The organism is Streptomyces sp. HUAS MG56, assembly GCF_058673395.1.
Genome location: NZ_CM178722.1, coordinates 2,481,023 through 2,493,081, shown reverse-complemented (window position 1 = coordinate 2,493,081; position 12,059 = coordinate 2,481,023). Strand labels below are relative to the sequence as shown.

Below are 12,059 nucleotides of genomic sequence, written 5' to 3'. Positions count from 1 at the left end.
GCGTGCCTCCTTACGCGCCGTCACCTATCCCGGCGATGTAATCCAACGAGTCCTCGGGGGAAAGGGCGTGGATCCGAAGGGTGTCGAAGGCCTCCGAGTAAGCCTTGAGGTCTTCTTTCCGTTCGAGGTAGAGGCTACTCGTCAATTGGTCGAGAACAACCACGTCCAGATCAGAAGTGCTCGGAAATGAGAAGATAACGAAAGGTCCGGTGAGGCCCACATGGGCTCCGGCGGCGAACGGCAGTACCTGCAGCCGCACTTGGGGCAGCCGGGCGGCCTCCGTGAGCCGCTCCAGCTGGCGGGCCATCACATCGGGGCCGCCGACCTCGCGCCGCAGCACCGCCTCGTCCAGCACCGCGCTCAGCTCCAGCGGAGGGTCGGAGCGCAGCACGTCCTGCCGGGCCAGCCGCACCTCCACCAGCGTGTCCAGCCGCTCCTCGTCCAGGTCGGGCACCGCCGCCCGGGTCACCGCACGGGCGTACTCGGGCGTCTGGAGCAGGCCCGGGACCACCGTGGTCTCCAGGGTCCGCATCGCGCTCGCCTGCGATTCCAGACTGATGAAATCCCGGTACGTCGGCGGCAGCACCCCGCGGTAGGCGTGCCACCAGCGGTGCCGGTCGCCCGACCCGTCGGATCCCGCCAGCATCAGCAGCAACTCGCGCAGATGCCCGTCCCGCACCTCGTAGGCGTCGAGCAGTGAGCGCACATCGGCTGGTTTCACCCCACTGGCACCGGTCTCGATCCGGCTCACCTTCGACTGGTGCCACCCGACCAGCCGGGCCGCGTCACCGCTCGTGAGCCCAGCGCCGGTACGCAGCATGCGCAGTTCGGCGCCCAGTTTGCGGCGCCGTACCGCCGGCCCGTTCTGCATGGGCTCCTCCTTACTCCTTCCGGGCCGCCCAAATACGGTATTCCGTCGTAGAGTTCACCGCTTCGGGCGACAGATATATGCATATCTTGGTGGATCCCTCCCCGTGACCGCTTCGGTGATGGCAGTCTGACGAAGAAGCACCAGTCCGGGACCGTACTCGAACCAACCGCTCCTTGTCGGTGCGATCCCGCGGGAAAGGGACGACGACGCCATGGCAGACCACCTGGAAGCATCCGTCACTCTGCCGAGCGCTCCCGCCTCGGTCTCCGCCGCCCGCTCCTACGTCGTCGGCACTCTCGCGGAGTGGGGCCTGCCGTCCGACACCGAAGCGGCCGACACCGTCCGGCTCATCGTCTCCGAACTCGCCACCAACGCGGTACAGCACACCTTCGGCCAGTCACCCACCTTCACGGTCGACATCGCACTGGACCGTGACGAACAACTGCACATCGGCGTCACGGACAGTCATCCCCGCTTCCCGAAGAGACTGCCCGCCGCCGTGCAGCAGGACAACGGCCGCGGCATGGTCATCATCCGCTGGCTCACCGCCGAGTGCGGCGGCAAACTCCGCATCCGCCCCACGCGGGAGGGCGGCAAGACGGTGTCCATCGAACTGCCGTGGGCGGTGCCGACGGCATCCTGAAGGGACGTCAGTGCCGACGGTGGGCTGTACTGGGCCACCGAGATCGCGCGGTGCGGTCGTCCCGCCTCCCCGGTCCGCCCGTGGGCTCCAGGCGGGCACCGGGGTGGCGCTACGGTGCTGTGAGCGGCCCTGCTGCCGGAGCCGCTCACAGCCTGACGCCGGATCAGCTGATCCGGCCGTACCAGACGCTCCTGGTCCAGATCTTCTGGAGCCGTACGACGTCCCCGGTCTTCGGCGCGTGCCAGATCTTGTTGTGGCCCGCGTAGATGCCGACGTGGTAGACGTTCGAGCCGTAGTGGAAGAACACCAGGTCACCGGCCCTGCGGCTGTCGGCCGAGATGTGGTGTGACGTGTTGTACTGCGCGGCGGCGGTACGCGGCAGGGTCTTGCCCGCCTTCTTGAACGAGTAGAGGGTCAGCCCCGAGCAGTCGAACCGGCGCGGCCCGGTGGCCCCGTACTGGTACGGGGCGCCCCTCTTGGAGGCCGCGACCTGGAGGGCTTTCGTCGCGAGGGTAGCTGCCGAGGCGTCGGTGGAGAGCCCCGGGACCACGATCGAGCCGCCCACGGCGGCGAGGGTGAGGGCCGAGGCCGTACCGGCCCGGGCCATGAGCGACGGGACACGATTGAGCGCAGTCATGCGCAACCCTTCGTCAGCCGCCTGTGAAGGATGACCTGTCGGATTCGGGCTGGCGAAGGTGCCCGGCCGCGTTGCCGCGGCTTCACCCCAAGGGCTGCTCGGAGCCTTCGGTCGTCCGCCTGTCATGCACAGACGACGTCCGCTCCGGCGACCCGTCTTGCCTGGGTCCTCCACTCCTGCCGATCCACTCCTGTCGACCGGTCACCCGGGCGGCGGCAGGACTCGGCGTCCGCCCGGATCGCCCCGCCGTTGTGGCGGGGGCTTGTCGTCAGTCAGGGATCTTGACGTACTGCAGTCAGAAAATCCCAACGGAACCGGGGATTTGTGGCGTTACTCACCACTCACCCGTTCGGGTGGACAGCGCGGCGTTCGAGGCCTCGTCAAAACCCGTACGTAGCCTCGGACCTGGGAAGACGTCAGCGTGCAGGATCCGACGGACCGCGCCGTGCGCGGGCCGCGGGCCCCGGAAAACGATCTGGATATACACCGGTCGGCGGTACGTCGTTCGGGCCGTTTGACACCCCGTTCGAACCAATCGTGTCGACATGTCGATCCCGCCGGATCGTCGGGGCGTCCGGATCAGCCGACGCCGTCCGGCGGGAGCGTGACGCGCGCAGTACGGCGTTCACCGTCCAGCACCCGCAACGCCCGTGCCAGCGTGTCCCCGTGCAGCTCCGTCTCGCCCCGCCGGTGCATCAACGCGAGGGCGTCACGCAGCTCTGCGGCCTTGCGTACCAGTGCCTGGGCCGCACGCAGACCTCGGTAGGTGTCCCCGCCGGCCGCCGGGTTGACCCTGCCCAGCAGGTCGGCCGCCTCCAGGTACCGGTCGATCAGTTCGCCCTCGGCCCGCGTGAGTGCGGGCAGCGGCGGAAGCTCGGGAAGCATCCGCGGCTCACCTCGCGTCCGGTGCGCCGGGCGTGCCGCGCCGGCCGGGCACGATGCCGTCCACCAGACCGTAGGCGAGAGCCGCCGGGGCGTCCAGGACCGTCTGCCGTTCCAGGTCGGCGTGCACCTGCTCCGCCGTGCGCCCGGTGTGCCGCACCAGCATCTCCTCCGTCAACGCCCGCATCCGCGTCAACTCCTCGGCCTGGATGAGGAGGTCGCTCGGCTGCCCCTGCGCCGGTTCGGCCAGCTGGGGCTGTTCCAGCACCATGCGCGCCCCGGGCAGCGCGAACCGCTTGCCCGGGGTGCCGGCCGCGAGCAGCAGCGCGGGGTAGGAGGCGGCCTGGCCCAGGCAGTACGTGGCCACGTCGCAGCTCACGTAGGTCAGCGTGTCGTAGATCGCGGTCATCGCCTGGAAGGTGCCGCCGGGGGAGTTGATGTACAGCGTGATGTCCCGCTCGGGGGCCGCGTGTTCGAGGTACATCAGCTGCGCCATCACGTCGTTGGCCGCGATGTCGTCGAGCGGGGTGCCGAGGAAGACGATCCGGTCCTCGAAGAGCTTGCCGTAGGGATCGAGCGTGCGTGCGCCGCTGCTGGTGCGCTCCGTGAACTCCGGCAGGACGTGACGAGCGAATGCGCGGGACATGGTCGTACCCCTTCGTGTGGCGTGGCCGCCGGTGCGGCTCGACGTCTGTAAAAAATGTACAGGATGTACGTGACGTTAGAATGGGATCAGATTCTAGTGATCCACTGAAAGTCCCAGGTCAGAGGCTGTTTTTACTGTTCGCCGAGGGCGGGCATCTCACAAATTTCTCTCCGAACCTTCGTTTGGATCGCCGAGCGGACCGGGGTGAAATGCCTGCAATGTGAAGTTCGGCCGGGTGGATGGTTGCGGTCTTCTCGTGACGGGTGGCGATGCCTTGCCCCTGCTCGATGACCGGGCTCAACAACGGCCTCAAGGCGGCCGGCTGCCCGACGGTCTGACACGCACAGTCCGACAGGAGCGGTCCGTCCGATCGCAGGGGTGGATCCGAGGCGACTGCGTACGCAGTGAGGGGCCGGTGGACGAATCCACCGGCCCCTCACATCAAGTAGCGGGGACAGGATTTGAACCTGCGACCTCTGGGTTATGAGCCCAGCGAGCTACCGAGCTGCTCCACCCCGCGACGGCACGCCGAACTCTACGGCAGAGTCCTGGTCCAGCCGAATCGGTTGTCGTTCCAGCTCGCCGGCGCCCCCCCTTTGCGCCACCGCGTCCACGCCCAGCCGGTGAGGTCGCTGGGCGTCGTCGTCCGGGACCGGGTGCCGACCGGCGTCTTCACCACCGCCCACAACGGCCGCTACCTGCGCGCGAAGGTCCTCCAGACCCAGCACACCCTGCCGCTGACGGAACTGACGGCAGGCTGAAGACCGATGGCCATCGTCGGCGGCGGGTGAGCACGGAATGCGCTTCACGGCCGGTTGGCCGACAGATCGAGCGCCACGTCCAGGAAGAGGTCCCCCGGACCTCTGACAAAGCCACGGCGGCCGACTTTGACGAGGGTGCCGCGGGCGTCCATTCCATAGCGCCGAGTCGCCACCCCACGTGGCGCAGAAAGCTGGAATAGACGCCTAATGGGACGTGCCGGGTCGGAGAGACTCGGTGCCGTAGCCGCCAGTTGTTCCTTGAGCGCCTGATCAACAAGCTCAAGGCCTGGTGAGGCATCGCCACCAGGTACGACAAGACCCCGGACAGCTACCTCGCCGGCCTCCACCTGCGCGTCTCGATGATCTGGCTCAAGGACCTCACGAGAACCGCCCATTGATCACACCTCACCCCTAGGGGACTGGCCGAAGGCCGGCCCCGACACCAAGTTCCGGTACGCGACCGCGGCCTTGACCAGGCCCGCGAAGAGCGGGTGGGGGCGGGTCGGGCGCGAGCGCAACTCCGGGTGCGCCTGGGTGGCGACCAGGTAGGGGTGCACCTCGCGCGGGTACTCGACATACTCGACCAGCTTGTTGTCCGGGGAAGTGCCCGAGAAGACGATGCCCGCCTTCTTCTCCAGCTCCGCGCGGTAGGTGTTGTTCACCTCGTAGCGGTGGCGGTGGCGCTCCTCGACGTAGGGCTGGCCGTCGTAGACCTCGCGGACGATCGAGCCCTCGGCGAGCTTCGCCGGATACATACCCAGCCGCATCGTGCCGCCCAGGTCACCGGCGCCCTCGACGCAGGCCAGCTGCTCCTCCATCGTCGAGATGACGGGGTGGACGGTGGCGGCGTCGAACTCGGTGGAGTTGGCGTCCGGGATGCCGGCCAGGTTGCGGGCCGCCTCGATGACGATGCACTGCAGGCCCAGGCAGATGCCGAGCAGCGGCACCTTGTTCTCGCGGGCGTACTGGATCGCGCCGATCTTGCCGTTGACGCCGCGGTCGCCGAAGCCGCCGGGCACCAGGATCGCGTCCACGTCGCCGAGGTGCTTCTTGGCGCCGGCCGGGGTCTTGCAGTCGTCGGAGGTGACCCACTTGACCTTGACGCGGGCCTTGTTGGCGAAGCCGCCGGCCCGCATGGCCTCGGTGATCGAGAGGTAGGCGTCGGGCAGGTCGATGTACTTGCCGACCAGCGCGACGGTCACCTCGTGCAGCGGGTTGTGGACCCGGTCGAGCAGGTCGTCCCACTGCGTCCAGTCCACATCGCGGAACGGCAGGTCCAGCTTGCGGACGACATAGGCGTCCAGGCCCTCGGTGTGGAGCACCTTGGGGATGTCGTAGATCGACTTGGCGTCGATGGCGGCGACCACGGCGGCCTCGTCCACGTCGCACATCAGCGAGATCTTGCGCTTGATGGACAGCGGCACCTCGCGGTCGGCGCGCAGCACGATCGCGTCGGGCTGGATACCGATGTTGCGCAGGGCGGCGACCGAGTGCTGGGTCGGCTTGGTCTTCAGCTCACCCGAGGGGCCGATGTAGGGCAGCAGCGAGATGTGCACGACGAAGACGTTGTCGCGGCCGACCTCGTGGCGGACCTGGCGGACGGTCTCCAGGAACGGCAGCGACTCGATGTCGCCGACCGTGCCGCCGACCTCGGTGATGACGACGTCGACGTCGCCGGTCGCCATCCGGCGAATGCGGTGCTTGATCTCGTTGGTGATGTGCGGGATGACCTGGACGGTGTCACCGAGGTACTCGCCGCGCCGCTCCTTGGCGATGACCTGCGAGTAGACCTGGCCGGTCGTCACATTGGCGGACCCGTCGAGGTCCACGTCGAGGAAGCGCTCGTAGTGGCCGATGTCCAGGTCGGTCTCGGCGCCGTCGTTGGTGACGAACACCTCGCCGTGCTGGAACGGGTTCATCGTGCCCGGATCGACGTTCAGGTACGGGTCGAGCTTCTGCATCGTGACCCGCAGGCCCCGCGCCTTGAGGAGTGCACCCAGGCTGGAGGCAGTCAGACCCTTGCCGAGGGAAGAGGCGACACCCCCGGTGACGAAGATCCTTTTGATTGTGGAGTGCTTGGGCGACATGGCGAGTACTCCTCTGGGCGCTGATGGGCGCAGGACACGCCGTGCGCCAGCGCAGATCGTCGGTGCCGGAAGCGCTGCGACGCCCCTCGGCACACGTGCGGAAGTCCGCACCGGCCGGCTCGTGCCCCGGGAATGCGCCGGGGAGGGGGCGCCGCTGCCTACCGTGCCCCACTTCGACGGTGCCGACAAGGCGTACGCCCTTTCGCCGCCTTGCGAGGTGGCCGGCTCCGGAGGGAGCGATAGCCGAATACCCTTCACCTCTCGCCCCGGCACACCGGCCGTGACCCGCCCTCCGCCCTGGGCGCCTCCCGTTATTTCGCTCCGGACATCCATCCGGGCGCTTACACACCGGGACACGGGCACGCACGATGCCCGTTCGGTCAGGACTTCATGGAGTTTACTCAAATCCTTTGGCGCCGAATCAGCCAATCTCAAAGACACAATTGACGACCCGGGATGCCGGTGCGAGGCTCGTTACGTGATTCAGATGCGTCAGTGAGCGAGGTTTACAAAGGTCACACACCCGGCCGCAGCGCCATCGGGCATACTTCGCGAGCAAGAGGCTGGCAAGGAGAGGAATTGCCTGAATTTATCCCGTCCGCAATGCTCCTCGAAGAGGTCACTCAGGAATCCTTTCGCGACGTTCTCGGGAATTTTTGTTCGGGCATGACTGTCATCACTTCGACTAGCGGAAGCGGACCCGTCGGTTTTACGTGCCAGGCATTCTCCTCCCTGTCCCTCCAGCCGCCCCAGGTGATCCTCTGCCCCAGTCGGTCATCGACGACCTGGCCGTTGATCAGGTCCGCCGGCATGTTCTGCGTCAACATCCTCGCGGAGGACCAGGCCGGTCTCAGCCGGGCCTTCTCCCGGTCGGGCGGCGACAAGTTCGCCGGCGTGCGGTGGGCGAACTCGCCGAACGGCTCGCCGATCCTCTGCGGGGCTGCGGCCTGGCTCGACTGCCAAGTGCACGCGGAGTACCCCGGCGGCGATCACACCGTCGTCCGGGCCGACGTCTGCGGACTCGCCGCGGCCACCGGAAAGCGTCCGCTGGTGTACCACCGCGGCCGCTACACGCGCATCGCGGACGACGACGCCCCCGGCCACGTCCCGCCCCGTTCCCCCGCCCTCGCACCTGCCGGCCCAGAACCAGGCACCGTTTTCCACGAAGGCCCCAAGGAGTAAATGCAGTGAAAACCGTGAGTGCCCGCCCCGGACTCCTCAGTGGACTCGATGTGTTCGTCGGTGGACCGATTCAGCACGCTATTCTCCCGGATGGGTTCGTCGGTCATCTAGAAGACGCCATTTCGACGGCCATCGAGACCGTCAGGGCCCATGGCGGAAACATATTTTCCGCACACCTCGTCGAGCGGTTCGGTGCAAAGACGGACATCTTCACGCCGGACCAGGTGTCTGTGCGCGATTTCCGCTGGATGAAAAAATGTGATGTCTTCGTCCCCATTCTGCCGCTGCTGCCCGACCTCACCCTGCGCCGGACCGATGGGACCCATGTGGAACTCGGCTGGGCCACGGCGATGGGGCGCCCTGTCGTCCTGGTCACCAAACTGCCTTTCACCGAGTCGGCGAGCCATCTGCTCAAAGGACTGCACCGCGTGGGGGCCGTCCGCACCCTCGACTTCGACGAATTCATCAAGAAGCCGGACCTGTTGACCGATGCCATCCTGTCCGCCACCGAACAGCAGCAGGAAGCCATCAAGGCCGGCGTTGTCGCGTGAGCGCGGCACCAGCCCCGGGGAGGATCGCGTGACCGGCGTCGACATCCTGGGCATGCGCCTGAGAAACCCCGTGCTCGTGGGATCGGGGCTCTTGACGGACCAGGAACGCAATATCCGCAAGCTGTTGGCGACCGGCGCGGGAGCCGTCGTCACCAAGACCATTCACCCCAGTCCGCCGACCGGGCTGGACGAACGGATCGTACGGCTGCCTGTGGGCATGCTGAACAGCACCACATACTCGAAGCGGCCTGTCGAGCACTGGCTGAAGGTGCTCCGGTCCTTCGCCGCCGACGACCTTCCGGTCATCGCTTCGTTGCACGCCGACACCCCCGCCGAACTCGGCGACCTCGCCGCGCAGGTGGAGCGGACCGGCTGCCGAGCGCTCGAACTCGGCATCTCCTGCCTGAACGAGGAGGCAGGTCTCGAAGAGGACACCCCGGAGCGAGTGTTCGCCTACACCTCCGAGACCCGCAGGCGCACCTCGCTGCCTCTCTCGGTGAAGCTCGCCATCGGTGAAGGGCTGGAGAGCCGGGTGCGCGCCGCGCTGGCCGGTGGGGCCGCCGCAGTCACGATCAGCGACACCATCTCGGGAGCTGCGGTGGTCGCGGACACCGGGGAGCTCGAACTGGGCGGTGTCTTCGGCTACTCGGGCCCCGGCATCAAACCGCTCGTCCTTGCCGCCGTCTGGAGACTCCGTCGGCACGGCTTCGACCTGCCCGTCCTGGGCTGCGGAGGCATTTCCTCGGGGCGTGACGTCGCCGACTACCTGAGGGTTGGCGCCAACGCCGCCCAGGTCTACACCGCCCTGCACACCGACATGTACGCGACCCTGGACCGCATCGTCACCGAGACCTCGGCCCTCCTGCCCGGGTCGCTGGAGGCGGCCACATGAGCCGCCCCGGGACGACCGGCCGGGCCTTCGCCGACCTCGCCAGCCCGCGTGTCCCCGACACCCTGGCCTCGGCCCGTACCGTGGTCTGGCCGATCGGAGCGACGGAGCAGCACGGACCGCATCTCCCCCTTTGTGTGGACTCCGTGCTCGCCGAGGAGTTCGCCCGGCAGATCGCCGCGGAACTGGGCGGCATCACCCTCCCCGTACAGTCGATCGCGGCCCGGTCGCTGCCGCAGAGCGGCGGCGGTCTGTCCTTCCCCGGAACCCTGTACGTGAACGGCGACACCCTCATCAGGTTCCTCCGGGAAACCCTCGAATCCCTGCTCCGGCTGTCGTTCCTGCGGCTGATCGTGGTCAACGGGCACTACGAGAACGAACCGTTCATCTTCGAGGCTCTGGACCAGGTCCGACAGCAGGGGTTGGCCGAGGACAAGGAGGTCTTCGCCTTCAGCTGGTGGAGCCTCGTCCAGGAGTCCTGGCTGACCGCGGAGTTCCCGGCCTTTCCGGGCTGGCACGCCGAGCACGCGGGGCTCACGGAGACCAGTCTGATGCTGCACCTGCGCCCCGAGCTGGTGGGCGCCGGACGGCCGGATCACGACCACCCGCCGCGCAGCGGCGTGTACTTGCATCCCATCGACGTGGAGCGAACGACGAACCAGGGCATTCTGTCACCGACCTCGGGGTCCAGCGCCGCGCTGGGAGAGAAACTCTTCCGCCACGTGACCGCAGAAGCGGTCGGGATGGTGCAGGAAGGGAACGGGCTGCTCTTCGCGCGCAGCAGGCAGGACCGGCGTGCGACGGCCAGCGAGAGCGGAGGGAAGACACGTGACGCGTAAGTTCCATCTCGCTTTCATCTTCAACTTCACCCCGGACGACTGGCAGGGGCCGTTCGGCACCGGCGGGTCGCCGTGGGACGGGAAGTTCCACACCGAGGTCGCCCAAGCACTGGAACGCGCCTGCTTCGACTACGTCATCGTCGAGGACAAGCTCATGGTCCCGGAGAGCTACGGCGGCTCCTCGGAGGCGGCGCTCAAACAGGCGATGGTCGTCCCCAAGCACGATCCTGTGCCGCTGGCCGTGGCCATGGGTCTGGCCACCGAGCACCTGGGCATCGTCGCCACCCTGTCCACGCTGGCCTACCCGCCGTTCATGACCGCGCGCCTCGCCTCGACCATGGACAGCATGCTGGGAGGCCGATTCGGCTGGAACATCGTCACCAGCGCCGAGAACCTCGCCGCCCGGAACTTCGGTCTGGACGAACTGCCGCCGCGCGAGGTGCGCTACGAGATGGCGGACGAGTACGTCGACGTGGTCAAGCAGCTGTTCGCCTCCTGGGACCGGGACGCCGTCGTCCTGGACCGGGACAAGGGGGTGTACGCCGATCACACGAAGGTCCGTCCGATCCACTTCAAGGGCAAGTATTTCAGCGTGCGCGGTCCGCTGAACACGGTTCCCTCGCCCCAGCACCGGCCCGCGTTCGTCCAGGCCGGCGCCTCCCCGCGCGGACGCGTCTTCGCCGCCCGCAACGCCGACTCGATCATCGCCATCGCCAACGGTGTCGAGAGCATGCGGCAGTTCAGGGAGGACGTCCGCCGCCACGCCAGTGACTTCGGCCGTGACCCGGACGAGCTCAAGGTCCTGTTCTGCGTCACCCCGGTACTGGGCGAGACCGAGCAGGACGCGCGCGACAAGCAGACCCGGATGGTGTCCTCGCCCGAATTCATCCAGGACATTCTCGCCCAGACGTCCGCGCTCACCGAGATCGACTTCGCGCAGTTCGACCTCGACGAGCCCCTCCCGTACCGGCTGGAGACCAATGGGGAGCAGGGATCGCTCGACAAGCTCCAGCAGTGGGGCAGCGGAAAGACCCTGCGGGAACTGGTTATCGACGGCGCCGGCGGCCTGGTGTCCTCGGTCGACCTGGTCGGCACTCCGGACCGGGTCGCCGAGCGCATGGGAGAGGTGATGGAGGAGGTCGGCGGCGACGGGTTCATGATCACGACACCCCTGCTCCGGCTGAACCGCCGCTACATCGCCGAGGTCGCCGACGGCCTCGTACCGGCCCTCCAGCGCCGCGGCCTGACCCGGACGGCCTACACGCCGGGCCGGACCCTGCGGGAGAACCTGACGGAGTTCTGACCGGGGGGCCGCGCCGCAGCACCGTAGGACCGGCTGCCCGTCCGGGACGGGCAGCCATGCGACCACCACTGACGAGGCAGACCCGATGCATGTATCCGATCCCGCTCTGCGACTGGACGAGGCGGCCCAGGACCTGCTCTTCCGGCAGGCCCGCTCGGTCGAGGCGTTCACCGGCGATCCGGTGTCCGACGCCACCGTCGAGGCCATTTACGACCTGGTCAAGTACGGCCCGACCGCCTTCAACCAGCAGCCCCTGCGCATCGTCCTCGTCCGCTCGCGCGCGAGCCGGCTACGGCTGGTCGGCCACATGGCCCGGGGCAACCGCGAGAAGACCGCACGGGCACCGCTGACCGCCGTCCTCGCCGTCGACCAGGACTTCCACACTGAGCTGCCCACACTCTTCCCCGCTTATCCGCAGGCCGCGAGCCGCTACTACGCCGAGCGTCCGGTGCGCGAAGCCTCGGCCCTGCTCAACGGCGCCCTCCAGGCTGCCTACTTCATCATCGGAATCCGCGCGGCAGGGCTGGCAGCCGGTCCGATGTCAGGCTTCGACGCCAAGGGCATCGCCCAGGAGTTCCTCACGCCCGGGAAGCACGAGGTACTGATCGTGGTGAACATCGGCCGGCCCGCGCCGTCCACCCCGCGCCCGCGCGGGCCCCGCCTCGCATACGGGCAGGTGTTCACCACGGTGTGACGGCCCGGGCCGGGCCGCTCCACGGCTCAGCGACGGGGCTCGCCGACGGCCATCGTGCCGCGCTCCGCCCCGTC

General features: G+C 67.9%; 14 protein-coding genes, 1 tRNA gene and 1 pseudogene. 9 read left to right on the top strand and 7 right to left on the bottom strand.

Annotated elements, in window-relative coordinates; translation table 11 throughout:
- Nucleotides 1-10: 10 nt before the first annotated feature.
- A complete protein-coding gene (locus tag AC4OXY_RS11955) occupies nt 11-871 on the bottom strand; it encodes a helix-turn-helix domain-containing protein (RefSeq protein ID WP_491993895.1) in 861 nt (286 codons plus the stop codon).
- 211 nt (nt 872-1,082) lie between these two features.
- Between AC4OXY_RS11955 and AC4OXY_RS11950 the strand changes: the two genes are divergently transcribed.
- Nucleotides 1,083-1,514 (top strand): ATP-binding protein, encoded by a 432-nt coding sequence (locus AC4OXY_RS11950; protein WP_356030119.1) that lies wholly within the window; start codon nt 1,083-1,085, stop codon nt 1,512-1,514.
- A gap of 163 nt (nt 1,515-1,677) precedes the next feature.
- Here the strand turns inward: AC4OXY_RS11950 and AC4OXY_RS11945 are convergent, their stop codons facing one another.
- From AC4OXY_RS11945 to AC4OXY_RS11930, 4 genes are all read right to left on the bottom strand, one after another.
- Nucleotides 1,678-2,151 carry a C40 family peptidase gene (locus tag AC4OXY_RS11945; RefSeq protein ID WP_356030121.1) on the bottom strand — a complete coding sequence of 158 codons (474 nt, stop codon included), beginning with the start codon at nt 2,149-2,151 and terminating at the stop codon, nt 1,678-1,680.
- A gap of 579 nt (nt 2,152-2,730) precedes the next feature.
- The gene (locus tag AC4OXY_RS11940; protein ID WP_356030122.1) at nt 2,731-3,036 is read right to left on the bottom strand and encodes a hypothetical protein; all 306 of its coding nucleotides are present in this window, start codon (nt 3,034-3,036) and stop codon (nt 2,731-2,733) included.
- Nucleotides 3,037-3,043: 7 nt separating this feature from the next.
- Nucleotides 3,044-3,679 carry an ATP-dependent Clp protease proteolytic subunit gene (locus tag AC4OXY_RS11935; RefSeq protein WP_376288360.1) on the bottom strand — a complete coding sequence of 212 codons (636 nt, stop codon included), beginning with the start codon at nt 3,677-3,679 and terminating at the stop codon, nt 3,044-3,046.
- A 446-nt stretch (nt 3,680-4,125) separates the two neighbouring features.
- Nucleotides 4,126-4,199: transfer RNA gene (locus AC4OXY_RS11930), tRNA-Met, on the bottom strand.
- Nucleotides 4,200-4,302: 103 nt separating this feature from the next.
- On the opposite strand from AC4OXY_RS11930, the gene AC4OXY_RS11925 reads away from it, so the two are divergent.
- Nucleotides 4,303-4,440, top strand: a complete 138-nt coding sequence (locus AC4OXY_RS11925) for a hypothetical protein (RefSeq protein WP_491993894.1) — start codon at nt 4,303-4,305, stop codon at nt 4,438-4,440.
- Nucleotides 4,441-4,484: 44 nt separating this feature from the next.
- Here AC4OXY_RS11925 and AC4OXY_RS11920 read toward each other — a convergent pair whose 3' ends face one another.
- The gene (locus tag AC4OXY_RS11920) at nt 4,485-4,592 is read right to left on the bottom strand and encodes a hypothetical protein (protein WP_491993893.1); all 108 of its coding nucleotides are present in this window, start codon (nt 4,590-4,592) and stop codon (nt 4,485-4,487) included.
- A 105-nt stretch (nt 4,593-4,697) separates the two neighbouring features.
- On the opposite strand from AC4OXY_RS11920, the pseudogene AC4OXY_RS11915 reads away from it, so the two are divergent.
- Nucleotides 4,698-4,838: pseudogene (locus tag AC4OXY_RS11915) on the top strand (IS5/IS1182 family transposase); the annotation flags it as partial.
- Here the strand turns inward: AC4OXY_RS11915 and pyrG are convergent.
- Nucleotides 4,839-6,527 carry a CTP synthase gene (pyrG, locus tag AC4OXY_RS11910; RefSeq protein WP_491993892.1) on the bottom strand — a complete coding sequence of 563 codons (1,689 nt, stop codon included), beginning with the start codon at nt 6,525-6,527 and terminating at the stop codon, nt 4,839-4,841. It lies immediately after the preceding pseudogene.
- Nucleotides 6,528-6,983: 456 nt separating this feature from the next.
- Here pyrG and AC4OXY_RS11905 point away from each other — a divergent pair, with 456 nt between their 5' ends.
- From AC4OXY_RS11905 to AC4OXY_RS11880, 6 genes are all read left to right on the top strand, one after another.
- Nucleotides 6,984-7,709 (top strand): flavin reductase family protein, encoded by a 726-nt coding sequence (locus tag AC4OXY_RS11905; protein WP_491993891.1) that lies wholly within the window; start codon nt 6,984-6,986, stop codon nt 7,707-7,709.
- 5 nt (nt 7,710-7,714) lie between these two features.
- Nucleotides 7,715-8,260, top strand: coding sequence for a hypothetical protein (locus AC4OXY_RS11900; protein WP_351015123.1), 546 nt, complete (start codon nt 7,715-7,717; stop codon nt 8,258-8,260).
- 28 nt (nt 8,261-8,288) lie between these two features.
- Nucleotides 8,289-9,152: a beta/alpha barrel domain-containing protein gene (locus AC4OXY_RS11895; RefSeq protein WP_491993890.1), complete on the top strand. Its 864-nt coding sequence runs from the start codon at nt 8,289-8,291 to the stop codon at nt 9,150-9,152.
- Nucleotides 9,149-9,988 carry a creatininase family protein gene (locus AC4OXY_RS11890; protein ID WP_356037244.1) on the top strand — a complete coding sequence of 280 codons (840 nt, stop codon included), beginning with the start codon at nt 9,149-9,151 and terminating at the stop codon, nt 9,986-9,988. The genes AC4OXY_RS11895 and AC4OXY_RS11890 overlap by 4 nt, the downstream gene beginning before the upstream one ends.
- Nucleotides 9,978-11,291, top strand: coding sequence for an NtaA/DmoA family FMN-dependent monooxygenase (locus tag AC4OXY_RS11885; RefSeq protein ID WP_356037242.1), 1,314 nt, complete (start codon nt 9,978-9,980; stop codon nt 11,289-11,291). The genes AC4OXY_RS11890 and AC4OXY_RS11885 overlap by 11 nt, the downstream gene beginning before the upstream one ends.
- A gap of 85 nt (nt 11,292-11,376) precedes the next feature.
- Nucleotides 11,377-11,985 carry a malonic semialdehyde reductase gene (locus AC4OXY_RS11880; RefSeq protein ID WP_351015112.1) on the top strand — a complete coding sequence of 203 codons (609 nt, stop codon included), beginning with the start codon at nt 11,377-11,379 and terminating at the stop codon, nt 11,983-11,985.
- Nucleotides 11,986-12,059 lie beyond the last annotated feature (74 nt).